Annotated in this window: 23 protein-coding genes; 12 read left to right on the top strand and 11 right to left on the bottom strand. The window is 68.3% G+C overall.

Going from position 1 to position 26731, the window contains the following annotated elements:
• The first annotated feature begins 124 nt into the window (after positions 1-124).
• The 4 genes from OP498_RS13380 to ugpC all read left to right on the top strand — a co-directional run bounded on the left by OP498_RS13380 (position 125) and on the right by ugpC (position 7205).
• Complete coding sequence (locus OP498_RS13380) at positions 125-1663, top strand: carbohydrate porin (protein ID WP_280553852.1); 1539 nt, start codon at positions 125-127, stop codon at positions 1661-1663.
• A gap of 141 nt (positions 1664-1804) precedes the next feature.
• Positions 1805-4273 (top strand): LuxR C-terminal-related transcriptional regulator, encoded by a 2469-nt coding sequence (locus OP498_RS13385; RefSeq protein WP_280553854.1) that lies wholly within the window; start codon positions 1805-1807, stop codon positions 4271-4273.
• Between the two features lie 143 nt (positions 4274-4416).
• On the top strand, positions 4417-6102 hold the full coding sequence (locus OP498_RS13390; protein WP_280547957.1) for an alpha-amylase family glycosyl hydrolase: 1686 nt from the start codon (positions 4417-4419) through the stop codon (positions 6100-6102).
• Entirely contained in the window at positions 6090-7205 is a 1116-nt protein-coding gene (gene ugpC, locus OP498_RS13395) for a sn-glycerol-3-phosphate ABC transporter ATP-binding protein UgpC (RefSeq protein WP_280547956.1), read from the top strand. The genes OP498_RS13390 and ugpC overlap by 13 nt, the downstream gene beginning before the upstream one ends.
• A 149-nt stretch (positions 7206-7354) precedes the next feature.
• On the opposite strand, the gene malG is transcribed toward ugpC, so the two are convergent.
• The 8 genes from malG to OP498_RS13435 all read right to left on the bottom strand — a co-directional run bounded on the left by malG (position 7355) and on the right by OP498_RS13435 (position 16087).
• Positions 7355-8245 carry a maltose ABC transporter permease MalG gene (malG, locus tag OP498_RS13400; protein ID WP_280547955.1) on the bottom strand — a complete coding sequence of 297 codons (891 nt, stop codon included), beginning with the start codon at positions 8243-8245 and terminating at the stop codon, positions 7355-7357.
• 14 nt (positions 8246-8259) lie between these two features.
• A complete protein-coding gene (malF, locus tag OP498_RS13405; RefSeq protein WP_280553855.1) occupies positions 8260-9834 on the bottom strand; it encodes a maltose ABC transporter permease MalF in 1575 nt (524 codons plus the stop codon).
• Between the two features lie 66 nt (positions 9835-9900).
• Positions 9901-11097 carry a maltose/maltodextrin ABC transporter substrate-binding protein MalE gene (gene malE / locus OP498_RS13410; protein ID WP_280547953.1) on the bottom strand — a complete coding sequence of 399 codons (1197 nt, stop codon included), beginning with the start codon at positions 11095-11097 and terminating at the stop codon, positions 9901-9903.
• Positions 11098-11339: 242 nt separating this feature from the next.
• Complete coding sequence (locus OP498_RS13415) at positions 11340-12002, bottom strand: hypothetical protein (protein WP_280553856.1); 663 nt, start codon at positions 12000-12002, stop codon at positions 11340-11342.
• A 112-nt stretch (positions 12003-12114) separates the two neighbouring features.
• Positions 12115-12822 (bottom strand): response regulator, encoded by a 708-nt coding sequence (locus tag OP498_RS13420; protein ID WP_280553857.1) that lies wholly within the window; start codon positions 12820-12822, stop codon positions 12115-12117.
• The gene (locus tag OP498_RS13425) at positions 12819-14258 is read right to left on the bottom strand and encodes an ATP-binding protein (RefSeq protein ID WP_280553858.1); all 1440 of its coding nucleotides are present in this window, start codon (positions 14256-14258) and stop codon (positions 12819-12821) included. The genes OP498_RS13420 and OP498_RS13425 overlap by 4 nt, the downstream gene beginning before the upstream one ends.
• A gap of 161 nt (positions 14259-14419) precedes the next feature.
• Complete coding sequence (locus OP498_RS13430) at positions 14420-15346, bottom strand: lysine exporter LysO family protein (RefSeq protein WP_280553860.1); 927 nt, start codon at positions 15344-15346, stop codon at positions 14420-14422.
• Between the two features lie 57 nt (positions 15347-15403).
• Complete coding sequence (locus OP498_RS13435) at positions 15404-16087, bottom strand: hypothetical protein (RefSeq protein WP_280547948.1); 684 nt, start codon at positions 16085-16087, stop codon at positions 15404-15406.
• Positions 16088-16255: 168 nt separating this feature from the next.
• On the opposite strand from OP498_RS13435, the gene OP498_RS13440 reads away from it, so the two are divergent.
• The 5 genes from OP498_RS13440 to yghU all read left to right on the top strand — a co-directional run bounded on the left by OP498_RS13440 (position 16256) and on the right by yghU (position 20500).
• Positions 16256-16816 carry a DJ-1/PfpI family protein gene (locus OP498_RS13440; protein ID WP_280547947.1) on the top strand — a complete coding sequence of 187 codons (561 nt, stop codon included), beginning with the start codon at positions 16256-16258 and terminating at the stop codon, positions 16814-16816.
• A 52-nt stretch (positions 16817-16868) separates the two neighbouring features.
• A complete protein-coding gene (locus OP498_RS13445) occupies positions 16869-17471 on the top strand; it encodes a TetR/AcrR family transcriptional regulator (RefSeq protein WP_280547946.1) in 603 nt (200 codons plus the stop codon).
• 98 nt (positions 17472-17569) lie between these two features.
• Entirely contained in the window at positions 17570-18685 is a 1116-nt protein-coding gene (locus OP498_RS13450) for an alkene reductase (protein ID WP_280547945.1), read from the top strand.
• Positions 18686-18754: 69 nt separating this feature from the next.
• The gene (locus OP498_RS13455; protein ID WP_280547944.1) at positions 18755-19492 is read left to right on the top strand and encodes an SDR family oxidoreductase; all 738 of its coding nucleotides are present in this window, start codon (positions 18755-18757) and stop codon (positions 19490-19492) included.
• 144 nt (positions 19493-19636) lie between these two features.
• Positions 19637-20500 (top strand): glutathione-dependent disulfide-bond oxidoreductase, encoded by an 864-nt coding sequence (yghU, locus tag OP498_RS13460; RefSeq protein WP_280547943.1) that lies wholly within the window; start codon positions 19637-19639, stop codon positions 20498-20500.
• A 124-nt stretch (positions 20501-20624) separates the two neighbouring features.
• Here yghU and OP498_RS13465 read toward each other — a convergent pair whose 3' ends face one another.
• From OP498_RS13465 to OP498_RS13475, 3 genes are all read right to left on the bottom strand, one after another.
• Positions 20625-21971 carry a nicotinate phosphoribosyltransferase gene (locus tag OP498_RS13465; protein WP_280547942.1) on the bottom strand — a complete coding sequence of 449 codons (1347 nt, stop codon included), beginning with the start codon at positions 21969-21971 and terminating at the stop codon, positions 20625-20627.
• Positions 21968-22534 carry a nicotinamidase gene (locus OP498_RS13470; RefSeq protein WP_280553861.1) on the bottom strand — a complete coding sequence of 189 codons (567 nt, stop codon included), beginning with the start codon at positions 22532-22534 and terminating at the stop codon, positions 21968-21970. The genes OP498_RS13465 and OP498_RS13470 overlap by 4 nt, the downstream gene beginning before the upstream one ends.
• Positions 22535-22606: 72 nt before the next feature.
• The gene (locus tag OP498_RS13475; RefSeq protein WP_280553863.1) at positions 22607-23557 is read right to left on the bottom strand and encodes a glyoxylate/hydroxypyruvate reductase A; all 951 of its coding nucleotides are present in this window, start codon (positions 23555-23557) and stop codon (positions 22607-22609) included.
• Between the two features lie 272 nt (positions 23558-23829).
• On the opposite strand from OP498_RS13475, the gene doeA reads away from it, so the two are divergent.
• The 3 genes from doeA (at position 23830) to OP498_RS13490 (ending at position 26680) form a co-directional block, all read left to right on the top strand.
• Positions 23830-25029: an ectoine hydrolase DoeA gene (gene doeA, locus OP498_RS13480; protein ID WP_280553864.1), complete on the top strand. Its 1200-nt coding sequence runs from the start codon at positions 23830-23832 to the stop codon at positions 25027-25029.
• A gap of 147 nt (positions 25030-25176) precedes the next feature.
• Entirely contained in the window at positions 25177-26190 is a 1014-nt protein-coding gene (gene doeB, locus OP498_RS13485) for a N(2)-acetyl-L-2,4-diaminobutanoate deacetylase DoeB (protein ID WP_280553866.1), read from the top strand.
• Between the two features lie 16 nt (positions 26191-26206).
• The gene (locus tag OP498_RS13490; RefSeq protein ID WP_280547937.1) at positions 26207-26680 is read left to right on the top strand and encodes an Lrp/AsnC family transcriptional regulator; all 474 of its coding nucleotides are present in this window, start codon (positions 26207-26209) and stop codon (positions 26678-26680) included.
• The last annotated feature ends 51 nt before the right edge of the window (positions 26681-26731 follow it).

Genomic DNA, 26731 nt, shown 5'->3' on the forward strand with positions numbered 1-26731 from the left:
CCGCGGCCTGAATCGATTAAGTTTCGGCAGGTATTTCGCGCCGGGGTGACGCTCCGGCCCCGGGGGACTCCCCACCCTTCGTGATGACCATCCGTCGCGACAACAACAAAGGACGAGAACGACAATGCACACTGTCACGCTCAAGAAGCCCCTCGCCATCGCCATCGCTTCCGCCAGCCTGGGCCTCGCCGGGATGGCCGGTGCCGACACCCACTCCCTCGAGGAGCGCCTCGCCGACCTGGAAGCGCGCATCGCCGCCGCCGAGCAGCGGGCCGATGCCGCCGAACAGCGCGCCAAGCTGGCCGAGCAGCAGGCCGAGGGTCGCCTGTCACAGGATGAGGTCGAGGAGCGCCTGGCCAGGGTCGAGCGCCAGGCCAGCGGCGAGGAGGGCTTCTCCTTCAACGTCTATGCCCGCTCGGGCCTGCTGATCGGCGAGGATGGCAAGAGCGAGGAGGGCGGCCCCTACGTTACCCCGGCCGGCTCCCTGGGCGGGGCTGTCGGACGCCTGGGCAACGAGCCGGACACCTACGCCGAGGCCGTCTTCAACTACAAGATGCGCTTCGATAATGGGGCCAAGGCCCATTATCGGACGATGATCGCCGACGGCACGACCACCAGCAACGACTGGACCGCCGCGGAGTCCAACCTCAACGTGCGCCAGGTCTATGCCGAGTTCAGCGACCTGCCGAGCTTTACCGGTGCCTTCGAGAACGCCTCCATCTGGGCCGGCAAGCGCTTCGACCGTGACAATTTCGATATCCACTGGCTCGACAGCGATATCGTCTTCCTCTCCGGCACCGGGGCGGGGATCTACGACATGCAGCTGGCCGATAACTGGAAGTCCAACTTCTCGCTCTACGGCCGCAGCTTCAGCGACTTCCCCGTGACACGCGAGTCGCCGGGGGATGACAGCGGCGACACCGACAACCTGATCCTGACCTCCAACAACTACTTCGGCAACTGGCAGTGGATGGTCAACGGCATGTCCGCCGCCGACAACGAGGAGCGCGATATCGGCGAAGGCCAGGAGGCCGCCGAGTCCGGTTTCCATACCATGGTGGCCTACCATGGCGACAGCTTCTTCGGCCTTGGCGAGGGCAACTTCAAGGCTGCCGTGCTGCACGGTCAGGGCCTGGGGGCCGAGGTCAAGGGCATCGGTGCGCGCGGTGACCTGACCGAGGATGCCACCGCGACCCGTCTGGCCCTCTATGGCACCACCTATGTGGCCCCCAAGTGGCGGGTGGCCCCGGCGATCCTCGCCGAGACCAGCGAGGACCGCTATGTCGACGGCGACCAGTACGACTGGGCGACCCTCAACGTGCGCCTGGCCAACGAGCTGACCCAGAACTTCGAGATGCAGTACGAGGCCAGCTACCAGTGGATGGACCTCGACCCACAGGGCCTCGACGGTCGCACTGCCGTCGAGGGGGACTACACCAAGCTGACTATCGCCCCGACCTTCAAGCCCCAGGTGGGCGGCTTCTGGCAGCGGCCGGAGATCCGCCTGTTCGCCTCCTGGAGCGACTGGGACGAGGAGCTGAATGGTTATATCTTGAACGATGCTACCGACGATAACGGTAACGATATCTCGGACTCATTTGGTCAGCCTGACTTTACCGGCAGCCAGTGGACCTTCGGCGTGCAGACCGAAGTCTGGTTCTGATGGCAAGGGCCCGGCGCCGGCCGGGCCCTGCCTGCTGTTTCGATGCTTGCCCGCGGCGTGATGGCCGCGGGCTTTTCTCGTCTGCCGCCCGGGCAGTCATACTGGGTAACGTGCCCATCATCTTCCCTGCGGGAGTCTCCCATGCCGCTGATCCAGGAAAAGCTCGCCGCTCCCCCGCTGCCGTCCACCCTGGTAGCCCGCCCGCGCCTCAACGACCACTTCATCCTCGACGAGCGCATTCGGCTGCTGGTGGTGCAGGCGCCACCGGGCTACGGCAAGAGCACCCTGCTGGCCGAGCGGCTGCCGGCCCTGGAACAGTCTGCTGCCTGGCTGCGCCTGGATGGGCGCGATGACGCGCCCGACCGCTTCGCCGGCTATTTCCGTGCCGCCCTGGCGCGGCTGTGCCGCGAGCTGGGACTCGAGGTGGGGCTGGCCGAGGGCGGCGCCCTGATCGACGGGGTGGAGGCCTGGCTCACCGCCCTGCCGGACAGCGCCCTCCCGGGACGCCTGGTGATCGACGAGTTCGAGCATGTCCGCCATCCGGAGATCCTCGAGGCGCTTGGCTACTGGCTGCGCCACCAGCCGGGCTGGCTGACCCTGACCCTGGTCTCGCGCACTCGCCCGGCCCTGGGCCTGCCGGCGCTGCGTCTGCGTGGTGAACTGGAGGAAGTCGGCCACGATGAACTGGCCTTCGACCTCGAGGAGGCCCAGACGCTGTGCACCGAGCAGCTCAGCTTTCCGCCCACCCGGGTCAGCCTGGAGCAGGCGCTGCGCCGCACCGAAGGCTGGGTGATGGCACTGGACTGGCTGATCCAGCGCACCACCACCCGGGCCGGCTTCGACAGCTTGCTGGAACGCCTGGGCGGCAGCCACCCCGACTTCGTCGCCTGGTTCGACGATCTGCTGGAGACCTGTCTCGACGAACCCGACCGCCGGCTGCTGTTGCAGCTCGGCGTGCTGGAGCGCTTCTCTCCGACGCTGGTGGCGCGCCTGCTGGAGGGAGAGCGAGTTTCCCAGCGGCTCGAGGCCCTGGAGGGGGCCGGCCTGTTCCTGGAGCGCTGCGACCCTCACGAGCAGTGGTTTCGTTTCCAGCCGCTGTTTGCCGGTTACCTGCGCTATCGCCGCCACGCGCTGAGCCTGGCGTCCCAGCGTCAGCTGCATCGCTGTGCCAGCCAGGCCTGGCTGGCGCTGGGCGATCCCGCCCTGGCCCTGGCCCAGGCCATCGAGGCCGATGATCCCGAGGGGCTCATCACGCTGGTGGAGGCCCAGGGCCCCCAACTGCTCGCCCATGGCCACTTTGCGCTGCTGGCGCGGGCCCTGGCGACGCTCGGTGAGACATGCCTGTGCGCTTCGCCGCAACTGACGCTGCTGCATGGCTGGGTGTCCCACGCCCAGTTCCAGTTCGACCGCACCGCCCAGGCCATTGGCTGGATCGAGGCCCAGCTCGAGGAGCCTGCCTGGCAGGAGCTGGCCGCCGAGTTCGCCACCCTGCGCGCCCAGCTGGCGATCAACCAGGGCGACGCCGAACGGGCCGCGCCGCTGGCCGAGCAGGCGCTGACCCAACCCGCCCGCTACCTGGCCGCCACGCCGGTGTCGGCCGGTGCGATCCTCTGCGAGGCACGCTTCGTCCAGGGCCGACTCGAGGAGTCGCTGGCGCGGATCCACGAGGTGGAACGTGAGGCGAAGCGCATCGGTGATGACCAGCTGATGCTGTGGGCGCTGTGCCACCATTCGGAGACGCTGGTCGCCCAGGGCCGCGGCGACCAGGCGCAGTGTGCCGACCACATCCGCCGCATCCGCAAGATACTCGCCGACGGCGACTATCACATCGACTGGCGGGCCAATGCCCACGCCACCCTGCTGGCCTGGTGGCAGGCCAACGACGACCGCGATGCCGTGGCCCGCTGGCTGCAGGAGGCGCCGCCCGCCGAGCCCGACACCGCCAGCAACCACTTCGCCCAGGCCAACGTACGCAATCACGCCCGGGCCCTGATGCTGCTCGGCCGGCCCGACGAAGCCCGAGGGCTGCTGGAGGCCCTGGAGACCCAGGCCGCGCGTTTCGGCCTGGTCACCGACGCCAATCGCAACCGGCTGTGCCTGGCACTCCTGGAGTGGCAGTACGGCCATGAGCCGGCGGCACTGGATCACCTGGCCGCGGCCATGGGGCTGGCCTCGCGAACGGCGCTCACCGGCAGCTTCCTGCGCCTGGGCCGACCGCTTTCCGATATGCTCACCCGCCTGCTCGAGACCCGGGAAATGGACGAGCTGGCCCGGCGTCGCGCCGAGCGGTTGCTCGAGCTGGCCGGCCGTCAGCGCGACTTCGGCCGTGCCGTGCGCCTGATGCTCGACGAGTCGGTGATCGCCGACATCGTCGCCCGCCCCGACGTGCCGGAGCTGATCCGCACCTCACCCCTGACCCGTCGCGAGTGGCAGATCCTGGGGCTGATCCATGCCGGACTCTCCAACGAGCAGATCGCCGAACAGCTGTCGGTGGCGCCGACCACCATCAAGACGCATATCCGCAGCCTCTATCAGAAGCAGGGTATCCGCCGCCGGGAGGAGGCCATCGCCCTGGCCGGCGATCTCCTCGCCCGTATCCAGGGGGAGTAGGAAGGCGCCTCCTCCCCCCGCCTACGCCTGTCGCCCAGCCCGCGGGAGGATTTCTCCCGCCGGCCCTGCCGCCACCATGAGCGTGACGCTTTTCCCGCGGTATCGGCCTGCCGATACCGCGATTCACGACAAGGACCCGGCACATGACCACAGACACTTCCCAGTACCTCGGCCGACAGGGCGCCGACTGGTGGCGCGGCGCGGTGATCTACCAGGTCTATCCGCGCAGCTTCATGGACGCGAGCGGCGACGGCATCGGCGACCTGCAGGGCGTGATCGACCGGCTCGACTACATCGCCTCGCTGAATGTCGACGCCATCTGGCTGTCGCCGTTCTTCACCTCGCCGATGCTCGATTTCGGCTATGACGTCAGTGACTATCGCGACGTCGACCCGATGTTCGGCACGCTCGAGGACTTCGACCGCCTGGTGGAGGCCGCCCATGCCCGCGGCCTCAAGGTCACCATCGACCAGGTGCTCTCCCACACCTCCGATGCGCATGCCTGGTTCCAGGAGAGCCGTAAAAGCCGCGACAACCCCAAGGCCGACTGGTACGTGTGGGCCGATCCCCGGCCCGATGGCGCCCCGCCCACCAACTGGCAGGCGATCTTCGGCGGCTCCGCCTGGCAGTGGGACACCCGGCGCTGCCAGTACTACCTGCACAACTTCCTGGTCGAGCAGCCGGACCTCAACTTCCGCAACCCCGAGGTGGTCGAGGCCATCCTCGGCGAGGTGCGCTTCTGGCTGGAGCGCGGCGTCGACGGCTTCCGCCTGGATGCGGTGAACTTCTGCACCCATGGCGCACTCAAGGACAACCCGCCCCGGGAGGAGATCGCCGCGGGGTTCATCGGTGTACGCCCCGATAACCCCTATGGCTACCAGCAACATATCCACGACAAGACCCAGCCGGAGAATCTGGCCTTCCTCGAGCGGCTGCGTGCGCTGCTCGACGAGTACCCCGGCACCACCAGCGTCGGTGAGGTCGGCGACGACGACTCCCTGGGGGTGATGGCCGAGTACACGCAGGGGGGCAAGCGCCTGCACATGTGCTACTCCTTCAACCTGCTCACCGAGCAGGCCGACCCGCACTACCTGCACGCCACCCTGGCCGAGATGGAGGCCCGCATCGGCGATGGCTGGCCGTGCTGGGCGCTGGGCAACCACGACGTCACCCGCCTGGCCAGCCGCTGGAACGCCGAAGGCAACGCAGCGGCGTTACGCCTTTACCTGGCCTTCCTGCTCACCCAGCGCGGCAGCGTCTGCCTCTACCAGGGCGAGGAACTGGGCCTGACCGAGGCCGAACTGAGCTTCGAGCAACTGGTCGACCCCGCCGGCATCACCTTCTGGCCGGCCTACAAGGGCCGCGACGGCTGCCGCACCCCCATGCCGTGGCAGGCCGACGCCCGCCATGGGGGCTTCTCCAGGTCCGAGCCCTGGCTGCCGGTGCCCGACGAGCACCTGGGGCTGGCCGTGGACCAGCAGGAGCGGGACCCGGATTCGCTGCTCAACGCCACTCGCGCCTTCCTGGCCTTCCGTCGCCGCCAGCCGGCGCTGGTCAAGGGCGACATCGCCTACCATACGGTGCGTGACGAGGTGCTGTGTCTCGAGCGACGCCATCCGGCGAGCGCCCCCGGCCAGCGCCTGCTGGTGGCGCTGAACTTCGCCGGTGAACCCCGCGAACTGCCGGCCCCTCGCGCCGCGCGCGCCCTCGAGGAGGCCCCGGCGATGGTCAACGGCCAGTGGCAGGACGGCACGCTGCGGCTACCGGCCTATGGCATCGCCATCGCCCGCTGCACCACCGATTCGGAGGAAGCCTCATGGGACATCTGACACTGAGCGGCATCGGCAAGGACTACGACGGCGTCGAGATCTCGCGGGACATCGACCTGACCATCAACGACGGCGAGTTCGTGGTGTTCGTCGGCCCCTCGGGCTGCGGCAAGTCGACCCTGCTGCGCATGGTCGCCGGGCTCGAGGACATCACCCGCGGCGAGATGTGCCTGGATGGCGAACGGATCAACGAGATTCCGCCCCAGGAGCGTGACATCGGCATGGTCTTCCAGTCCTATGCCCTCTACCCGCATATGACGGTGGCCGAGAACATGGGATTCGGCCTCAAGCTCGCGCGCACCGACAAGGCCGAAACCCAGCGTCGTGTCGACCACGCCGCCGAGATCCTGCAGCTGACCAGGTTGCTCGAGCGCAAGCCCAAGGACCTCTCCGGCGGCCAGCGCCAGCGGGTGGCGATCGGCCGCACCCTGGTCAAGGAGCCGGCGGTGTTCCTGTTCGACGAGCCGCTGTCCAACCTCGATGCCTCGTTGCGGGTCGAGATGCGGGTGCAGATCGCCGAGCTGCACAAGCGGCTCAATGCCACCATGATCTACGTCACCCACGACCAGGTCGAGGCGATGACGCTCGCCGACCGCATCGTGCTGCTGTCGAGCGGGCGCATCGCCCAGGTCGGCGCGCCGCTGTCGCTCTACCATTTCCCGAACTCCCTCGAGGTTGCCGAGTTCATCGGCTCGCCGCGCATCAATACCCTGCCGGTGACGGTGGTCGACCCGGGGCCGCGACGCACCGGCGTGCGTCTGCCCTCCGGCGAGACGCTTTCCGTGGCGGTGGACGGGAGCGGCCTCAGGGCCGGTGACACCGCGACTCTGGGGATTCGCGCCGAGGACTTCGTCGCCCCCGAGCAGGGCGAGGCCCGGCTGACGGCCCGGTTGATGGTGGCCGAGAAGCTCGGCTACGAGACGCTTGCCCACCTGCAGGTCGAGGGTGCCGAGGGCACCGTGACGCAGCGCCTCGACGGCCTGGCCCACCTCGAGGAGCACCAGATCGTCGACCTGGACCTGGCCGGCGACCACTGCCACTTGTTCGGCCCCGACGGCCAGGCCTGCCCGCGTCGGGTAGAGATCCCCGGCATCGCCCACTGAGCGACAGTCAGCCCTGCCCACTCCCGCCCCGGTGCGCCTTGCGTCCGGGGCGTCTTGATTGCCATGGCCTCAGCCGCGGCATGAAAAAACCCCGGCGGATGCCGGGGAAGCGGGAGTCCCAGAAGGGACGAGGAAGTCCGGGCGGGGGCTCAGCCCTTCACGCCGCCGGCAGTGAGCCCGCCGGCGATCCAGCGCTGGCACAGCAGGAAGGCCAGGGTAATGGGCAGCCCTGAGAGCACCGCCGCGGCGGCGAAGTCACCCCAGCGCTGGTTGTGCTCGGCCAGGTACTGCTGGGCGCCCACCGCCAGGGTCAGCTTGTCCTCGTCGAGCAGCAGCACCGAGGCCATGGGGTACTCCATGATCGACATGATGAAGGCGAGGATGAACACCACCATCAGGATGGGCACCGAGAGCGGCAGCAGGATGTGCCGAAAGGCCTGCCAGGTGCTGGCGCCGTCGACCATCGCCGCCTCCTCCAGGGAGCCGTCGATGGACTCGAAGTAGCCCTTGATGGTCCAGATGTGCAGTGCCACCGCGCCCAGCGAGGCGAGGATCAGCGCGCCGTGGGTGTTGAGGCCCAGCCAGGGCACCAGCTGGCCGAGGCGATCGAACAGCGCGTAGAGCGCCACCAGCGAGAGCACCGCGGGGAACATCTGGAAGATCAGCATGCCCTTGAGGATGGGTGCCTTGCCCGAGAAGCGCATGCGCGCGAAGGCATAGGCGCTGGTGGTGGAGAGCGCGAGGATCATCAGCGACGACGCCACCGCCACCTTGATCGAGTTCCACAGCCACAGCATCACCGGGAAGGGCGGCTGGACGACGCTGCCGTCGGCACGCTCCCAGGGGATGCCGAAGGCCAGTGCCCAGTGCTCCAGCGAGAAGCGTTCGGGGATCAGGCTGCCGGTGGCGAAGTTGCCCTCGCGGAAGGAGATCGAGATCACCAGCAGCAGCGGGAACACCACCAGGCTGACGAAGCCCAGCAGGGCGAGATGGGCACCCAGCTTGCGGGCACGGATCGAACGGGGTTGAACCATGGCCATGAGACGACTTCTCCTTAGACTTTGACCTTGGACAGGCGCAGATTGAGCCACGACAGCCCGACCACCAGCAGGAAGATCAGCGTGGCGATGGCGGCCGCCAGACCGAATTGCTGGCCGGCATCCTGGAAGGCGATGCGGTAGGTGTAGCTGACCAGCAGGTCGGTGGTCCCCGCCGGGGTGCTGGCGCCGAGGATGTCCGGCTTGCCGCCGGTGAGCAGGGCGATCAGCACGAAGTTGTTGAAGTTGAAGGCGAAGGCCGCAATCAGCAGCGGCGTCAGCGGCTTCAGGATCAGCGGCAGGGTGATGCGCAGCATGTTGGTCAGCGACCCGCCGCCGTCCACCGCCGAGGCCTCGTAGAGATCGCGGGGAATCGACTGGATCAGCCCCATGCACAACAGCAGCATGTAGGGGTAGCCGAGCCAGGTGTTGACGATCAGCAGCATGCTGCGGGCCATTGCCGGGTCCGTGAACCAGGTGGGACTGATGCCGAACAGGTTCTCGAGGATCAGGTTTATCTCGCCGTGGTTCTGGTTGAACATGCCCTTGAAGATCAGGATCGAGATGAAGGCCGGCACCGCATAGGGGAGGATCAGCAGGGTGCGATAGAGGGCCTTGCCCTTGAGCTGATCCCACTGCAGCAGCGTGGCGAGCACGAAGCCCACCGCCAGGGTGAAGACCACCGTCAGGCCGGCGAAGACGAAGGTCCAGACGAAGATCTGCAGGAAGGGCCCGCGGATGTCCGGGTCGGTGAAGATCTTGGTGTAGTTGTCCAGCCCCACCGCGACCGGCCAGCCGGGGGTGAGGCGCTCACCGTCCTCGGTGACGAAGAAGCCGGTCTCCTGGTCGGGGGTCAGGGTGGTGCCGTCGCGCAGGTCGGTCAGGCTGCCGTCGGGGTTCGCTTCGAAGCGCGGCAGCATCGGCGCAAAGCTGCGCAGCCCTGCCATCTTGAGCTCGGTGCCCTCTGGCGTCACCAGGGTCAGGCGCTGCAGGCGATCACGCTGGGCGATGACCTCGCGGATGCCCAGCGCCTCGCCGGATGGGGCCGCCTGGGTCGGCTCGACCGCCAGGGGTTGTCCTTCCACGGCTTGGGCCAGGGGCTGGGACACCAGTTGCCTTACGCCTTCCCGGTCGCCGGCCCCCTTGGCGTCCAGATACAGGCGAGTCCGGTCACCGTCACGGACCAGCTGGAAATCGAAGGCCTGGCCCTCGGCCTGGTAGGTCTGGCCGAGGAGCTGGGCACGCACCCGCTCTTCGCTGAGCAGGTTGCTCGAGCTGTAGTTGCTGAAGCTGATGCCGATGGTATAGACCAGCGGGAAGATCACGAACACACCCATCCCGGCCAGCGCCGGGAAGATATAGCGGTGGCTCATCAGCTGGCGCTTGCCGAAGACGATCGCCAGGGAGGCGCCCAGCACCAGGAACAGCAGCGAGAACATCCACTGGCCGCGCAGGTGGAAGGCCACCACCAGCCACAGGGTGGCGAGCACCAGCAGTGCTGTCAGGGCGCGCAGCGCCCAACGGGTATAGCGTTCGGCGGGGTAGCGGGATCGATGGCGCGGCAAGCCGCGCGAGGCGTTGGTCACAAACATGGGGTCACCTGCGGTCTGCCCCGGCCCGGCCGTGGTTCATGGCCGGCCAGGACGGGAAGGCTAGCGTTACTCGATGGCGGTGCGGATGCGCTCGGCGGCGGCGTCCAGCGCCGCCTGCGGTGACTGGCGGCCGCTGCCGATGTTCTGTAGCGCTGGTTCCATGGCCGACCAGAAAGCACCCATCTCGGGAATATTGGGCATCGGCGAGCCGAGCTCGGCGTTCTCCAGGGTGGCGGCGATCCGCGGGTCGGACTCCAGCTCCTGCTGATAGGCCTTGTGGGCCACGGCGCCCAGCGAACCGTCGTTGTTGAACGTGCGCAGGCCCTCCTCTTCGAGCAGGTAGCTCTCGAGGAACTCGGTGGCCAGGAAGTCGTTGGGTGAAGCGGAGTTGATCATCGCCGCCATCACCCCGAACATCGGCTTGGCCCGCTCGTCACCGACCCGCGGCAAGAGGGCCACGCCAAAGTCGATACCGCTCTTCTCGAGGTTGCTCCAGGCCCAGGGGCCGCTGATCATGGCCGCCACCTCGCCCTGGTTGAAACGGGTATCCGTCACGCTGTAGTCGGTGCCCTCGGGCAGCACGCCACTGTCGATCAGTTCGCGCAGACGCTCGGCTCCCGCCACCGCGCCGGCATTGTTGACGCCGATGTCGCGGGTGTCGTAGCCGCTGTCGCTATGCTGGAACGAATAGCCGCCATTGGCGGCCAATAGGGGCCAGCTGAAGTAGGGCTCACCATAATTGAAGAGGATCGCTTTCTTGCCTTCCTTGGCCAGCTCCGCATCGAGCCTGGCGAGCTCGTCGAAGCTCTCGGGGGGCGTCTCCACCAGGGCCTTGTTGTAGATCAGGCCCAGCGACTCCACCGAGATGGGATAGCCGTAGGTCTCGCCGTTCCACTCGACGGCGTTCCAGGTGAAGTCGAAGTAGCGATCGCGGTAGGTGTCGGAGGGCGCAATGGACTTGAGCAGCCCGCTCTGGGCCCATTCCCCCATGCGGTCGTGGGCGAAGATCACGATGTCCGGCCCCTGGCCACTGCCGGCGGCCTGCTGGAAGCGGTTGGTCATGTCGTCGGGGTGGACGATGTCGATGGCGATGCCGGTGTCGGCCGTGAACCGCTCGGCCACCTCGCGGATGCCCTGGGGCCCCTTGTTGTCACCGATCCAGATGGTCAGGGTGTCGTCCTCGAAGGCCATGGCAGGCAAGGCGGCCCCGGCGCTCAGGGTGGCGGCCAGTAGCGGGGTGAGGAAGGCGTGGCGTCGTGTCATGGGTCGCGACCTCGTATTGTTGTGACGTCTCGGGTGGCCCCCGCCCCGGACGAGCGGCACGGGGAGCGATAACCCCTAGCCTCGTCAATCCGGCTGGTGGCGTCCTCCTCCCCGGGGGGCACAGGGGTGGCGTATGGCTGGGGCGTACCTCGCCACGGAACGTCGAGGCTCGAACGTCGAGGCTCGAACGAAAACGCCCGGCACGAGGCCGGGCGAATCGGGGTGGGAAGCGGGGGGAGTCGTCAGTCAGCGGCACCGTCGCCCTTGTCCTTGCGAACGTTGCCGCCCTTGTCCTGGCGGCCATGCCGGGAGAGCACCGCACGCATCTCCTCGATCTGCTCGTCGCTGAGGATCTCGGTGAGCACTTCCTGGTGCTCCTCGCGCAATTCACGCATGGCCTCGCGACGCGCCTGGCGGGAGTCGACGTCGCGCTCGCGCAGCGCCTGCATGTCGGCGTAGATCGCCTCGCGGGCCTCGCGCAACGCCTCGCGATCGGCGTCGGAGAGTTCCCAGCTGTCGACCAGCTCGGTCAGGCGCTGCTGCATGGCCTCGCGGCGCTCGGCGCGCTGCTCCTCGCGCATTGCCTGACGGGCGGCCTCCAGCGCTTCGCGCTGCTCCTCGCCGAGGATCTCGTCCATGCGCTGGCGGTGCTCCTCGCGCAGTTCGCGGACCGCCTCGCGGTGCTCGCGACGGGCCTCCTCCAGGGCCTGGCGGGTCTCCTCATCGAGGCCGGCACGGTCGAAGAGGGCCTGTCGGCGTTGCTCGTGCTGTTGGCGATGTTCCTCGTTCACGCCCTGGTGCCTGCCCTCGCCACCGGGAGCGGCGCTGGCGGAAAGCGCCAGGGGGGCGATGGCGATGGCGAGCAGGGCGGGAGCCAGCAGGGTACGGGTGAGTGAGCGGGTCATGGCGGTTCTCCTTGGGGGCCTCGTCGGGCCTCGGGTTGACGCTGCCAGTCTCGTCGCCGGGGGTGCAAGCGGCTTGCAGCGAGGGTGCAAAGGTCGTGCATCCGCCGGGGGCTCACTCCTCCGGCTGGTACTTGTAGCCAACGCCATAGACCGAGCGGATTACCTCGCGCTCGGGCCAGGTCTCGGCGATCTTGCGGCGTAGCTTCTTGACGTGGCTGTCGACGGTGCGCTCGGAGACGATGCGGTGGTCGCGGTACATGTGGTCCATCAGCTGCTCGCGGGTAAAGATGCGCCCGGGGGAGTGCATCATCACCTTCAGCAACTGGAACTCCACCGCGGTGAGGCCCAAATCGTGACCGTCGGCCAGGGCCCGCCAGCCCGCCTCGTCGAGGACCAGGTCGCTGCCCCCGGGGGCGGGCGAGGCAGCGGCCCGGCTGCGGCGCAGCACGGCCTTGGCACGGGCCACCACCTCGCGGGGGCTGAAGGGTTTGCAGATGTAGTCGTCGGCGCCCAGCTCCAGGCCCAGCAGGCGGTCGACCTCCTCGACCCGGGCGGTCAGCATGATGATCGCCATCGCCGGCCAGCGCTGGCGGATCTCCCGGCACAGGGTCAGGCCGTCGGTGCCCGGCAGCATCAGGTCGAGCAGCACCAGCTCCGGGCGCGTCGGGCAGGCTTCTAGCCAGGGCAACACGGCATCGCCATGCGCCAGGTGGTGGCTGGTGAAGCCGCTGCCCTGCAGGTAGTCGGCGACCAGGCGGGCGATCTTGGGTTCGTCCTCGACGATCAGAATCTGGTCCTGAACGGTGTCCGGGGTGCTCATGCGGCGTTCTCCCTGAGCGGGTGGTCCTCGATGGCGGGAAAGGTCAGGGTCCAGCATAACCCGCCGAGTGGCGAGGGGGAGGCCTCCATGCGCGCGCCGTGGGCGCGGGCCAGGGCAATGGCGATCGAGAGTCCCAAGCCACTGCCGCCACTGGCGCGGTTACGCGATCCCTCGACCCGGTAGAGCCGCTCGGTGAGCCGCGGCAGTTCGGGCTCGGGCACGCCGGGGGCGCTGTCCTCCCAGGTCACCCGCACCTGCCCCTGGTGGGCTGCCAGGCGCACGCGCAGCCGCCCCGGGGCCGTGGTGTAGGCGCAGGTGTTGTCGATCAGGTTGTTCCACAGCTGGCGCAGGCGCAGGGTGTCGCCGCGGATCCAGGCCGGCCCCGCGATCTCGCACTCCAGGCGGATGCCGCTGTCGCCGAGCCAGCCGCTGGCCTCGTCGAGGCGCGCGGCGAGGCTCTCCGCCAGGTCCAGGGGCGCCAGCTGGACCTCCAGGGCGCCGGCATCGCTCTGGGAGAGCAGGCGGAGGTCGGCCACCAGGCGCTCCAGCTGACCGACCTCCTGGGCCAGCGAGTGCAGGTTGTCCTGGTCCAGGGCGCGGATGCCGTCCTGCATGGCCTCTATCTCGCCACGCAGCACCGCCAGCGGCGTGCGAAGCTCGTGGGCGATATCGGAGACCCAGCGGCTGCGCGCCTCGCGACTGGCCTCCAGGGTGGCGGCCAGCACGTTGAAGTCGTGGGCGAGGCTCGACAGCTCATCGCGGCCGCGCTCCGCCAGGCGGGTGCTGTAGTCGCCCTCGGTGAGGCGCCGCGTGGCCCTGGCCATGCCGCGGGTGCGCCGCCCCAGCCACCAGGAGAGGCCACCGGCCAGCAGCAGCGAGGCCAGCCCGAGGGCGGCGACGATGATGCCCAGGTTGCGCTGCTGGCGGGAGAGGAAGATGCGGTCCATGCGCGCCATCAGCTGCTGGGGCGGGCGGTAGCCGAGCATCCCGACCCGCTCGCCGGCGCTCTCGATCGGTAGCCAACGCAGCTCGGCCGCCTCCTGGTCGCTGTCCGGGGGCAGGCCGATCACCGGCAGGCCGGTTGCGTCGTGGAGCACGAAGTCCTTGGGGTCACCCAGGCGCCGCTCGATGCCCTCCGGTGGCGGCGTGTCGCCGGGCCACAGCTGGTGGCGTACCAGGCGGTGCCAGGCGCCGGGCGACTGGCGCAGCCACTGCCAGTCGCCACGGCCGGCCCACTCCTTGCCGAGCCCCTCGGCCAGAGTCTCGGCGCGGCGGGTCTGGGTCTGGTCCAGGTATTCGATGAAGCCCTGGTCGAGGCTGCGTGAGACCGCCAGGAACACCAGTCCGGAGATGGCCACGTTGACCACCAGGATGATCGCGAACAGCTTGATGCCGAGCCGCGAGACGGCCGGGCGGGGGAGGCGTGGTGAGTGCATGGACGGGCTCCGGGAGCGGGGGCCGGCGAGGGCATGACGTATTTTCACCGCTCGGCGTGCAGCCATCGGTCAGGTTCTGTGCAGGTAATGTGCAGCTTGAGGTCAGCCTCGCCGACGCTGCCCTCGCCGGCAAGGTCGGCGGCGGTCACGGCGCGAGTCGGTCAAAGCGAGAGCAGGAAGAGAATTAGCGGCGGTGACAGCAGCGAGAGGAGAAAGCCGCTGACCACGGCCACCGGCACACAGGACACGCCCCCGTGCTGCTGGATCACCGGCAGGGTGAAGTCCATGGCGGTGGCGCCGCCATAACCGATCGCCAGGGCGGCATGGCGGCGGATCAGCAGCGGGATCAGTACGAAGGCGAGCAGTTCCCGTGCCAGGTCGTTGAAGAAGGCCACCCCGCCCATCAGGGGACCCAGCTGGTCGCCGACCAGGATGCCGGAGAGCGAGTACCAGCCGAAGCCGGCGGCCAGCGCCAGCCCCTCGTTCCATCGGAGGTCCAGCAGCGGCGCCGCCAGCAGGCCGCCGACCAGCGAGCTGGCGGCGAGGGTCAGGGCGATGGCCAGGCCGAAGCGGTTAAGCACGATCTGGCGCAGCGGCATGCCGGAGTTGCGCAGTTGGCAGCCGATCAGCGCCAGCAGGAGGTAGAGCACCCCTTCGGCCAGGGTCTCGGCCGTGGCGAACAGGCCACTGCCGGTGAACCACTCCAGCAGCAGGCCGAGTACCACGCCGGCGACCACCACCGCCACCAGCGCCAGCGAGCTGGCCATGGCGGCCCACTTGCTGGTGGGCGCCCCCGCCAGCACCCTCGAGGGATCGGCGATGAGGCCCAGCCGGCGCGATAGCCACCAGAGGGCCGCCAGGTTGCAGGCCGAGATCACCGCGAACAGCACCATGGCCTGACCGCCCAGGCGCGAGAGCTGGCCCGCCAGGTCGTCCAGGCCCGCCAGGCTCACCCCCATCAGCAGCAGGATCACGTAGATCGAGGCGTTCACGCCGCGGTTGATCAGCGCCATCAGCCGGGCATCCCCCACCGGCACCAGGTAGCCCAGCACCAGCGGCAATAACACGATCACCAGACCGCTCAGCATGGCGACTCCCTTCCCGCCCAGGGGCCGCCAGGGGCGGCCGAAAGCCGCCTACTCTAGTCAATTTGCCTTCGGGGAGGAAGCGAGCTCGGCGCTGGAGAAGGTCAGGTCAGTCAAGGTCAGCCGGCTTTTTCGCTTGCCGTCGCGGTGGTACTCCATGGCCAGCAGCAGGCCCGGCACGCCGGGGTGGAAGCTGAAGACCATGCGGCGATCGGGGGCGTCCGGCTCCGTGACCTCCACCCTGACGGCCTCGAAGCGCCCGGCGGGCAGCTCGAGCATGCGGCGGTCCAGCCGGCGGTAGTTGATCCGCTCCTCGCGACCGCGGTGGTCGAGGTAGCGCAGCCGGCAGGGCGAGGCGCAGTCGTCGGCCACGGCTCGCCGGGAGAGGCTGAACAGGGCGGTCTGGCGGTCGGGCAGCCGGGCCAGCGTCTCTGCGTCCAGTTCGTAGTCCTTGCCGATGCCCAACAGCCTGTAGCCGCTGGTGTAGTGCAGCGCGCGAAGGTCAGCGCTGGCGATGAAGCGGCTGCGCTCGTGGCCCCGGGCCACCGCGATGGCGGCCCGCATGTCGCTCTGCCAGTGCGTGCCGTCACGACTCAGGCGGTGTTCCACGGTGGTGCTCGGCCAGCCGGCGACCTCGAGGCGGTAACGGGCATCGAAGGGACGCGGCTGTGCGGCGAGGGCGCTGCCGGCGGCCAGCAGCAGGAGCAGGAAGAGAGCGGCGCAACGGTGCTGCAGTTCGGGCATGCGAGGACTCCAGGGCCGTCGAGGGGGCAGAGGTGAGAGTCTCCGCGGGCCCGGGGGTTCCCGCCTGCACGCGCCTTGCGCTTTTCCCCGGCGGGCCCTCCGCGGGGCTGCTAGGCTGCCCTTGCAGGGCGACGCCTCCGTCGCCGCCACACCATTGAGGAGACTCCCATGGCCAGACTCTTGCTGATCGCCGGTGATTATGTCGAGGACTACGAGATCATGGTGCCCTTCCAGGCCCTGCAGGCCATGGGCCACTCGGTCGATGCGGTGTGTCCCGACAAGCGCGAAGGCGACAAGGTGCGCACCGCCATCCACGACTTCGAGGGCGACCAGACCTACTCCGAGAAGCCCGGTCACGACTTCACCCTGAATGCCACCTTCGCCGAGGTGGAGGTCGCCGACTACGACGGGTTGGTCGTCCCCGGCGGGCGTGCGCCGGAGTACCTGCGTCTCGACGAGCGGGTGCTGGAGATGGTCCGCCACTTCTTCGACCATGACAAGCCGGTGGCCGCCATCTGCCATGGTGCCCAGCTGCTGGCGGCGGCGGTCTCCCTCGAGGGACATCGGGTCTCGGCCTACCCTGCCTGTGCCCCGGAAGTGCGCCTGGCCGGCGGCGACTATGCCGAGATCGGGGTCGACCAGGCGGTGGCCAGCGGCAAGCTGGTCACGGCTCCTGCCTGGCCGGCCCACCCGGCCTGGCTCAAGCGCTTCGCCGCCATGCTCGACTGAGGCCTGCCGGCGGGATTTGACGCGTCTAGACGACTGGTCTAATCTTGCCGGCATGACGACGCACGCCACCCGCGACAAGCTGATCGAGATCGGCGCCGACCTGATCGCCGAGCAGGGCTTCAACGCCACCGGCATCAATGCGGTGCTCAGCCGGGCCGGGGTCCCCAAGGGGTCCTTCTATCACTACTTCTCGAGCAAGGAGGATTTTGGCCTGGCCGTGATCGACGCCTTCGCCGAGCAGTACGATGCCCGGCTGGCGGCGATCTTCGAGGCCAGAGACGTCTCCCCGCTGGAGCGCCTGCGCCGCTACTTCGCCACCGGCAAGGCGGACATGCTCTCCTGCGATCATGCCCGCGGCTGCCTGATCGGCAACCTGGGTCAGGAGCTCTCGGCGCGCAGCGAGGTCTTCCGGGCCCGCCTCGACCAGGTGTTCCGCGCCTGGGAGCGCCGGCTGGTAGCCTGCCTCGAGGAGGCCCGCAGCGCCGGCGAGGTCTCGGACGATCTCGATACACAGGCCCTGGCGGGATTTATCATGGCCGGCTGGGAGGGCGCCATCCTGCGTGCCAAGACCGTGAAGTCTCTGGCCCCCATGGAGTGCTTCGAGGCGGTCCTCTTCCGGCAGGTGCTGGCCCGGGAGCTTCCTGTGGTGAGCTGATCACTGGCCGGAGCGCCAACCTCAGTGGCGTGTGCCACGAACCTAGTAGACTGGTCTAGAATAACGAGCTACACAGCTATCGACCCAGGAGGTCACCCATGAATCCGCAACACGACAGCCTCTTCGCGCCCTTCACCCTTGGTGACCTGGAGCTGCCCAACCGGGTGATCATGTCGCCGTTGACCCGCTCGCGGGCCTCGCAGCCCGGCGACGTGCCCAACGACATGAACGTCGAGTACTACCGTCAGCGAGCCGGGGCGGGGATGATCATTTCCGAGGCCACCCAGGTCTCCCCCCAGGGCAAGGGCTACGCCTTCACCCCGGGGATTCACTCCGAGGCGCAGGTCGAGGGCTGGAAGCGGGTGACCGATGCCGTGCATCAGTCCGGCGGACGCATCATCCTGCAACTCTGGCACGTGGGGCGGATCTCTCACCCCGCGCTGCAGCCAGACGGCGCCTCACCCGTGGCGCCCTCGGCGATCAAGCCGGAAGGCGCCATGACCTTCATCAGCGCCGATTCCGGGATGGTCGAGGTACCCACGCCGCGCGCACTCGAGACCGACGAGTTGCCCGGGATCGTCGAGCAGTACCGCCAGGGGGCCGAGAACGCCAGGCGCGCCGGCTTCGACGGCGTGGAGGTCCATGCCGCCAATGGCTACCTGCTCGACCAGTTTCTCAAGAGCGGCAGCAACCACCGCACCGATGCCTATGGTGGCTCGCTGGAGAACCGCCTGCGGCTGCCGCTGGAGGTGGTCCAGGCCGTGGTGGACGTCTGGGGCCCCGATCGGGTCGGCGTGCGCGTCAGCCCCACCGGCAGCTTCAATGCCATGGTCGACGACGACCCGGTCGCCACCTTCGGTGCCTTTGCCCAGGCCCTCGACGCCATCGGGGTCGCCTTCATCGAGGTGGTGGAAGACTCCTTCCAGGGCAACCACGAGAAGGGGCGTCCCGAGCCGGTGATCGAGGCCATCCACGAGGGGTTCTCGCGCGCCTACATCGGCAACGGCGCCTACAGCGCCGAAGAGGCCCGTCAGCGCATCGCCGCCGGCAAGGTGGACCTGGTCTCCTTCGGGCGACCCTTCATCTCCAACCCGGACCTTCCCGAGCGCTTGCGTCTTGGTGCGCCGCTCAATGACTGGGACGACAGCACCTTCTATGGTGGCGACGAGCGCGGCTATACCGACTACCCGAGCCTGGCCGAACAGCCGGCCTGACACTTTCGAGATTCCCGGCCCAGCCGGCCGGGGACCGACACTTTGATGCATTCCCGAGGAGAAGAAACCATGTCCGAGATCAATGGCAAGGTCGTCATCATTACCGGGGCCAGCAGCGGCCTCGGCGAAGCCACCGCCCACCGCCTGGCCAAGGCCGGCGCCAAGCTGGTGCTCGGCGCCCGTCGCGAGGAGCGCCTCGCTGCGCTGCGCGACGCCATCGTCGAACAGGGGGGCGAGGCCATCTATCGCGTCACCGACGTGACCGACCGCGACCAGGTCGAGGCCCTGGCCTCCGCCGCCAGGGAGGCTTACGGCCGCATCGACGTGCTGGTCAACAACGCCGGCCTGATGCCGCTGTCACCGCTGGACCAACTCAAGGTCGACGAGTGGGAGCAGATGGTCGACGTCAACATCAAGGGCGTGCTCTACGGCATTGCTGCGGTGCTGCCGACCATGCGCGAGCAGCATGCCGGCCATATCATCAACCTCTCCTCGGTGGCCGGGCACGTGGTCTTCCCGTCCGCGGCCGTCTACTGCGCCACCAAGTATGCGGTCAAGGCACTCTCCGAGGGCATTCGCCAGGAGGGCGGCGAGGAGATCCGCTCCACCAACATCTCCCCGGGGGCGGTGGCCACCGAGCTGACCACCACCATCAGCGACCCCGACACCGCCAAGGGCGTGAACGAGCTCTACGAAATGGCCATCGATGCCGATGCCATCGCCCGGGCGATCGTCTACGCCATCGAGCAGCCGGCAGATGTCGACGTCAACGAGCTGATCATCCGCCCGACCAAACAGCCGCTGTAAGGCGCCGCCCTTCGCGGCAATGCCCGTCGGTGGGCCGGGCCGCGATGCTCGGTCCGCCGCTGGAAAGCCCGGCGAAGTCCTGCTATTGCCTCCCGGGGCCAGTGCAATGGACACCCGACCGACATTCGGCACAGGAGCATGCTCATGAGTAACGATACGTCCTACCAGCCGCCACGCGTCTGGCGGTGGGAACGCGCGAGCGGCGGCCAGTTCGCCAGCATCAACCGCCCCGTGGCCGGCCCGACCCACGACCGGGAACTGCCCGTCGGCCAGCATCCGCTGCAGCTCTACTCCCTGGCCACGCCCAACGGCGTGAAGGCGACCATCATGCTCGAGGAGCTGCTGGCGCTGGGACATGAGGGAGCCGAGTACGACGCCTGGCCGATACGCATCGGTGAGGGCGAGCAGTTCTCCAGCGGCTTCGTCGCCGCCAACCCCAACGCCAAGATCCCGGCGCTGATGGATCACACCACCGAGCCGCCGACCCGGGTGTTCGAATCCGGCGCGATCCTGCTCTACCTGGCCGAGACGTTCGGTGCCTACCTGCCTGACGATCATGCCGGGCGGACCGAGACCCTCAACTGGCTGTTCTGGCAGATGGGCGCGGCCCCCTTCGTCGGTGGCGGGTTCGGCCACTTCTATGCCTATGCGCCGGAGCCGCTCCAGTACCCCATCGACCGCTACGCCATGGAGACCAAGCGACAGCTCGACGTGCTCGACCGGCAGCTGGCCGAGCGTGCCTATATCGCCGGCGACGACTACACCATCGCCGACATGGCCATCTATCCCTGGTATGGCGTGCTGGTCCAGGGGCTGCTCTATGATGCGGGGGAGTTCCTGGCCGTCGACGAGTACCCCAACGTGCAGCGCTGGGCGAGGCGTATCGCCGAGCGGCCGGCGGTCAAGCGCGGACGCATGGTCAACCGCACCTGGGGGGAGCTCTCCGAGCAACTGCACGAGCGCCACTCGGCCAGCGACTTCGAGACCCGCACCCAGGACAAGGTGTGACGGCGCCACCGGCGAGGCCTGGCGACACGGCGCAAGCAGGGGCACATCGCCGGCGATGTGCCCCTGCTTCATTTACCGGTCAGGCCAGTTTCTGGTCTGCCGGACCCGGCGAAGGTGGGGCGCTTCAGGAGCTGGATTGCAAGCGCTCAAGTTCGGGGCTGAGCGTGACCGGGTAGTCGCTCTCGCCCTCCGCGAGCCGCCTGACGTCATCGGGGAAGCGCTCGAGGGTGTCGGCGACCCGCTCGCGAGCCGCATCGGCCCGGGCCATCTCGTCATCGTCGAGCCGGCCCGCCCGGACCAGCGGGCGCAGCAGCGGCTCGCCGGCGTCGATGGTCTCGTCGCGCAGGGCGATGACGTCGCCGACGTAGCGTCCCCGGTCGTCCCGGCGGCGATAGAGCTGCTTGCGGCAGGGCAGGTTGATCTTGCCCGGCGAGTGCTTGACCCGCGGGGTGCCGGCGTACTCCACCAGCTTGTAGGAGAGGTCGATCACCGGGGCATCCGCCGAGACGCCCATCTGGGTGCCGACGCCGAAGGCATCGATGGGGGCGCCGTCCTCGAGCATCGCCGCGATCTGGACCTCGTCGAGGCCGCTACTGGCGACGATGGTGATCTCCTCGAGCCCCGCCTCGTCGAGCAGCTCGCGTGCTCCCTTCGCCAGCTCGCCCAGGTCGCCGGAGTCGAGCCGGATGGCCTTGACGCCGACCTCGGGTGCCTCGCGCATGATCTCGATCACCTTGCGCACCCCTTCCAGGGTGTCATGGGTATCCACCAGCAGGGTGGTGCCGGGGTAGTGGCGGGCGAAGGCACGGAAGGCCTCCTGCTCGTCGTCATGGGCCAGGATATAGCTGTGGGCCATGGTGCCATTGATCGCCAGGTCGTGGCGCAGGCCGCCCAGCACGTTGCTGGTGCCGGCCAGCCCCGCGCTGCGGTAGGCCCGGACCCCCCGCACCGCGGCGTCCACGCCATGCATGCGGCGCATTCCGAAATCCACCACCGGGCGGCCGCGGGCGGCCATCACGATGCGCACCGCCTTGGAGGCGAGCACCGTTTCCAGTTGCACCAGGTTCATCACCAGGCTCTCGAGCAGCTGCGCCTGGGCGATGGGCGCGTCCACTTCCAGCAGCGGCTCGTTGGCAAACACCGGCGTGCCCTCGGGAAGGGTCCAGATGTCGCCCTCGAAGCGCCAGTCGCCCAGCCAGTCGAGGAAGCCCGGGTCGAACAGGCCGGTGCCGGCGAGGCGCTCGAGGGCCGTGTCGCCGAAGCGCAGCCGGCTGAGCAGGGCCGCGGCATGCTGCTGCCCGCAGGCCAGCATGAAGCGGCGGGCCGGGGGCATCTTGCGGAAGAAGAGGCTGAAGGTGGCCCGCCCGTGCATTGCCTCCTTCCAGTAGGCCTGGGTCATGGTCAACTGGTAGAGGTCGGTGAGCAGGGCCAGCTCGTCGTCGTCCACCCGCGGGGAGATCGGTCCGTTCATGAGCTTACCTCGGCACCGGCGTCGGTGAATTCGCGCCGGCACTCAGTCACGGTGTCGGGGTCCACCGCTGCGGAGAGACGCTCCAGAAACAGGGTATCAAAGCCCCCTTGGCGGGCTGCCAGTACCGTGGCATGGACGCAGACATCCAGCGCAAGGCCACAGACGATCACCCGTTCGATGCCCTTCTCCTTCAGGTAGCCGCCGAGTCCGGTGCCGTCGAAGGCCGAGTAGGCGTCGGCATCGAAGGCGGTGGCCTTGCTGACGCGGATGGCGTCATCGGGAAGGGCCAGGTCGGGATGGAAGGCGGCGCCGTGGGTGTCCTGCACGCAGTGCACCGGCCAGGGACCACCACGATGCGTGAAGCTCACGTGGTCGACCGGGTGCCAGTCTCGTGAGGCGATCACCAGGGCGCCGGCCTTGCCGGCGGCCTCGATCTCGGCATTGATCCCCGGCACCAGGGCACTACCGCCCTGGACCGCCAGCGCGCCGCCTTCGCAGAAGTCGTTCTGCATGTCCACGACGAGCAGCGCGTCGTGGGTGCCGTAGTCCACCTTCATGGTCATCACGCACCTCCCGGGAGGTCGTTGGGTGTCATCTCTCAGGGTAAGGCCTCTGCCGCAGTTAGAGTAGGAGGCTCAATAACCGGCTTCGGGGTCGACGGTGTCGAGGGGCTCGCCGGCCGCGAAGGCGCGCAGGGCCTCGGCCACCTGCTCCAGCGCCGCGCCCAGCGGGGTGGGACCGGCCATGTGGGGGGTGATCCAGACCCTGGGGTGCGACCACAGCGGGCTTGCGCCAGGCAATGGCTCCTCGGGGAAGGCATCGAGCAGCGCCCCGCGCAGCCGGCCCTCCGTCTGCCCCTCGCCCTCGCTACCTGGACCAAGCGCGTTGAGCAGGGCAGCCTCGTCGATCAGCGACCCGCGACCCGGGTTGATCAGGCTGGCCCCCTCGGGAAGCCTCGCCAGGGCGTAGGCGTCGATGACATGGCGCGTCGCGGGGGTGTCCGGCAGCAGCAGCACCAGGCTTCTGACCCGGCCGAGCAGCGCATCGAGTCCCGCGTCGCCATGGTGGCAGGTGATGCCGTCGAGCGACTTGGGCGAGCGGCTCCAGCCATGCACCGGGAAGCCGTCGGCGGCCACCATGGCGGCGACCTTCGCTCCGATGGCGCCGAGGCCCAGCACGCCCACCGGCCAGTCAGCCTTGTCGACCACCGCATGCTCGCGCCACTCGCGGCGCGCCTGCTGGCGGTGGTAGCGGTCGAAGTCGCGCTGGAAGTGCAGGATGCCGTAGCGCACATAGTCCCCGATCAGCTCGGCCATGCCGGCATCGCGCAGCTTGACGATGGGCACGCCCGCGGGAAGCCCCGGGTTGCCCAGCAGGGCGTCGACCCCGGCGCCGAGGTTGATGATGCCCTTGAGCCGTTGGGGCTCGCCGAGCAGCTCGGCGGAGGGCTTCCACGCCGCCAGGTAGTCCGCCTCACGGCGCTTCTCGGCCGGGGCACTGCTGGTGAATACCTCGGCATCCGGCAGGCGCTTGGCCAGGGCGTCCCGCCACTGCTCGGCGTCATCGATATGGACCAGGACCTTCATGCTTCCTCCATTGGCGATCTTTCCCTCCATCATGGGAGCCTGGCGGGCCGTGAACAAGCGTGACAGGGCATTCGTGACAGAGCATCAGGAAATGCTTGACCGCCCACCATGGGTTGGCAGTAACCTCCACCCGAGGGAACCGACTGGCTGTCCGGAATGCCCGCGGCGCCCATGAGGCGGCCCGACGCCGCGATGATGATGCGGCCCCCCGGCCCGGCCTTCTCGCAGAAGAGAGGGCCGATTTTCTTGATGATGCGATGACGAGTGGCTTCATGATCCAGGTTTCCCTGCCCTTCACTCGTGAGGAATATGCGACCCGCCTGTGGAAGGTGCGTGCCGAGATGGCCAGCCGGGGTATCGACGTGCTGATCGTCAGCGACCCCTCGAACATGGCCTGGTTGACCGGCTACGACGGCTGGTCCTTCTACGTGCACCAGTGCGTGCTCGTGGGCTTGGCGGGTGAGCCGGTGTGGTACGGCCGACGGATGGACGCCAATGGGGCCCTGCGCACCTGCTGGATCGATCCGGAGAACATCACCTACTACCCGGATTACTACGTGCAGAATCCGGACATGCATCCCATGGACTACCTCGCCCAGACCATCCTGCCCGACCGCGGCTGGCACGAGGGCGTGGTGGGCATGGAGATGGACAACTACTACTTCACGGCCAAGGCCTACCAGTGCCTGCTGCGCGAGCTGCCCCATGCGCGCTTCATGGATGCCAACGCCCTGGTCAACTGGTGTCGCGCGGTTAAGTCGCCCCAGGAGATCGAGTACATGCGCGTGGCGGCGAAGATCGTCGAGGGGATGCACACGCGGATCCTCGAGGTGATCGAACCGGGCCTGCCCAAGAGTAAGCTGGTCTCGGAGATCTACCGCGTCGGCATCGAGGGCTGGCGGGACGCCCAGGGCAAGATCTACGGTGGCGACTATCCCGCCATCGTGCCCATGCTGCCCACCGGCAGTGACGCCGCCGCCCCGCACCTGACCTGGGACGACACGCCGTTCCGCGAAGGCGAGGGCACCTTCTTCGAGATTGCCGGGGTCTTCAAGCGCTACCACGCGCCGATGTCGCGCACGGTCTTCCTCGGCAGGCCGCCCCAGGAGTTCGTGCGCGCCGAGTCGGCGCTGCTCGAGGGCATCGAGAATGGCCTGGCGGTGGCCAAGCCTGGCAACCGCACCGCGGACATCGCCATGGCGCTGGGCGCGGCCATGGACAAGTACGGCTTCGACCGCGGCGGCGCGCGCTGCGGCTATCCCATCGGCATCAGCTATCCACCCGACTGGGGCGAGCGCACCATGAGCCTGCGCCCCTCGGACGAGACCATCCTGCAGCCCGGCATGACCTTCCACTTCATGCCCGGCCTGTGGGAGGACGACTGGGGCCTGGAGATCACCGAGAGCATCCTGATCACCGAGACCGGCTGCGAGACCCTGGCCGACTTCCCGCGCCAGCTCTTCGTGCGCTGAATAAACAGAATCCAAGATTGCTGCAATGAACAACGAGGGGAGCTGGGGGCAGATCGAAGAGGGAATTAAGAATCTGCCCGCAGATCAGCCCCGAGTGGCATGGACGCCATGATGCCCATGCCACACGAGAACAAGGAGTTGTACACCATGACCAAGCGTCCCAGCCCCATCAGCGCCACCGTCGACTTCGACGCCGATGGCGTCCAGCACGGCTTCCTCAAGCTGCCGATCTCCGTGGACGAGTCGGCCTGGGGGGCGGTGATGATCCCCGTCACCGTGGTGAAGAACGGTGAGGGCCCCACGGCGCTGCTGACCGGCGGCAACCACGGCGACGAGTACGAGGGCATCACCTCGCTGCTCAAGCTGTCGAGCTCACTCAAGGCCGAGGAGGTCACCGGCCGGGTGATCATCGTGCCCTGCATGAACCAGCCGGCGGTGATGGCCGGCAAGCGCACCTCGGGCCTCGACGGCGGCAACCTCAACCGCAGCTTCCCCGGCGACCCCGACGGCAGCGTGACCGAGAAGATCGCCGACTACTTCACCCGGGTGATGGTGCCGATGTGCGACGTGGTCCTCGACCTGCACTCCGGTGGGCGTACCCTGGACATCATCCCCTTCGGCGCCTCCCACGTACTGGAAGATGCCGAACAGCAGCGCCAGGCGCTAGAGGGCGCCAAGGCCTTCGGTGCCCCCTACGCCATGATGATGTTCGAGCTCGACGCCGCGGCGCTGTTCGACACCGCGGTGGAGAGCCAGGGCAAGGTCTTCGTGGCCACCGAGCTCGGCGGCGGCGGCAGCTCCACGCCGGAGAGCATGGCGATCACCGAACGCGGCGTGCGCAACGTCCTGATCCACTACGGCCTGATGGCCGGCGAGGTGGAGATGCCCGACGCCCCCCAGGTCTACCTCGACATGCCCGATGCCAGCTGCTATGTGCAGAGCGAGCACAGCGGCGTGCTGGAGCTCTGCTTCGCCCTGGGCGAGCGAGTCGAGGAGAGCGAGGTGGTGGCCCGGGTCTATGACATGACCCGCAGCGGTACCGCCCCGGTAGAGTACCGCGCCCGTCGCAGCGGCGTGCTGGCGGCACGGCGCCATCCGGCGCTGGTTAACATGGGCGACACCATCGCGGTGATCGCCGATGTCGTCGACTCGCTGGGCTGAGAGTGCCGGGATACCGATGAAACTCGACCGCTATGACCTGAAGATCCTCGAGATCCTCTCCCGGGACGGACGCATCACCAAGTCGAAGCTGTCCGAGGCGATCAACCTCTCGGTCAGCCCCTGCTGGGAGCGGGTTCGCCGGCTCGAGAAGGCCGGCATCATCGAAGGCTACAGTGCCCGCATCAATGCCGCGGCGCTGGTCAAGCGCACGCCGGTATGGGTGCAGGTCGAGCTCAAGGCCCACAATGCCGAGAGTTTCGCCCGCTTCGAGGCGCTGGTCCACGCCACCCCCGAGGTCACCGAGTGCGTGGCCGTGGGCGGTGGCGTCGATTACCTGATCAAGTTCGAGACCGACTCCATCGACGCCTACCAGCGGCTGATGGATGCCTGGCTGACCGGGGAGGCCGGCATCGAGCGCTACTTCACCTATATCGTCACCAAGACGGTGAAACGCCCCGCCCCGGGCTTCTCGCCCGATGACCTGGCCTGATCCCTTTCCGATTTGCTTCGCTTTTCGATTCAGCGAAATTTCAGCGTTGAT

Source organism: Halomonas sp. 25-S5 (genome assembly GCF_029889845.1).
Lineage (GTDB): Bacteria > Pseudomonadota > Gammaproteobacteria > Pseudomonadales > Halomonadaceae > Halomonas.

Excerpts from the sequence above, each read along its gene's own strand:
- OP498_RS13380 (WP_280553852.1), top strand. The coding sequence starts at position 125 with ATGCACACTGTCACGCTCAAGAAGCCCCTCGCCATCGCCATCGCTTCC.
- OP498_RS13385 (WP_280553854.1), top strand. The coding sequence starts at position 1,805 with ATGCCGCTGATCCAGGAAAAGCTCGCCGCTCCCCCGCTGCCGTCCACC.
- OP498_RS13390 (WP_280547957.1), top strand. The coding sequence starts at position 4,417 with ATGACCACAGACACTTCCCAGTACCTCGGCCGACAGGGCGCCGACTGG.
- ugpC (WP_280547956.1), top strand. The coding sequence starts at position 6,090 with ATGGGACATCTGACACTGAGCGGCATCGGCAAGGACTACGACGGCGTC.
- malG (WP_280547955.1), bottom strand. The coding sequence starts at position 8,245 with ATGGCCATGGTTCAACCCCGTTCGATCCGTGCCCGCAAGCTGGGTGCC.
- malF (WP_280553855.1), bottom strand. The coding sequence starts at position 9,834 with ATGTTTGTGACCAACGCCTCGCGCGGCTTGCCGCGCCATCGATCCCGC.
- malE (WP_280547953.1), bottom strand. The coding sequence starts at position 11,097 with ATGACACGACGCCACGCCTTCCTCACCCCGCTACTGGCCGCCACCCTG.
- OP498_RS13415 (WP_280553856.1), bottom strand. The coding sequence starts at position 12,002 with ATGACCCGCTCACTCACCCGTACCCTGCTGGCTCCCGCCCTGCTCGCC.
- OP498_RS13420 (WP_280553857.1), bottom strand. The coding sequence starts at position 12,822 with ATGAGCACCCCGGACACCGTTCAGGACCAGATTCTGATCGTCGAGGAC.
- OP498_RS13425 (WP_280553858.1), bottom strand. The coding sequence starts at position 14,258 with ATGCACTCACCACGCCTCCCCCGCCCGGCCGTCTCGCGGCTCGGCATC.
- OP498_RS13430 (WP_280553860.1), bottom strand. The coding sequence starts at position 15,346 with ATGCTGAGCGGTCTGGTGATCGTGTTATTGCCGCTGGTGCTGGGCTAC.
- OP498_RS13435 (WP_280547948.1), bottom strand. The coding sequence starts at position 16,087 with ATGCCCGAACTGCAGCACCGTTGCGCCGCTCTCTTCCTGCTCCTGCTG.
- OP498_RS13440 (WP_280547947.1), top strand. The coding sequence starts at position 16,256 with ATGGCCAGACTCTTGCTGATCGCCGGTGATTATGTCGAGGACTACGAG.
- OP498_RS13445 (WP_280547946.1), top strand. The coding sequence starts at position 16,869 with ATGACGACGCACGCCACCCGCGACAAGCTGATCGAGATCGGCGCCGAC.
- OP498_RS13450 (WP_280547945.1), top strand. The coding sequence starts at position 17,570 with ATGAATCCGCAACACGACAGCCTCTTCGCGCCCTTCACCCTTGGTGAC.
- OP498_RS13455 (WP_280547944.1), top strand. The coding sequence starts at position 18,755 with ATGTCCGAGATCAATGGCAAGGTCGTCATCATTACCGGGGCCAGCAGC.
- yghU (WP_280547943.1), top strand. The coding sequence starts at position 19,637 with ATGAGTAACGATACGTCCTACCAGCCGCCACGCGTCTGGCGGTGGGAA.
- OP498_RS13465 (WP_280547942.1), bottom strand. The coding sequence starts at position 21,971 with ATGAACGGACCGATCTCCCCGCGGGTGGACGACGACGAGCTGGCCCTG.
- OP498_RS13470 (WP_280553861.1), bottom strand. The coding sequence starts at position 22,534 with ATGACCATGAAGGTGGACTACGGCACCCACGACGCGCTGCTCGTCGTG.
- OP498_RS13475 (WP_280553863.1), bottom strand. The coding sequence starts at position 23,557 with ATGAAGGTCCTGGTCCATATCGATGACGCCGAGCAGTGGCGGGACGCC.
- doeA (WP_280553864.1), top strand. The coding sequence starts at position 23,830 with ATGATCCAGGTTTCCCTGCCCTTCACTCGTGAGGAATATGCGACCCGC.
- doeB (WP_280553866.1), top strand. The coding sequence starts at position 25,177 with ATGACCAAGCGTCCCAGCCCCATCAGCGCCACCGTCGACTTCGACGCC.
- OP498_RS13490 (WP_280547937.1), top strand. The coding sequence starts at position 26,207 with ATGAAACTCGACCGCTATGACCTGAAGATCCTCGAGATCCTCTCCCGG.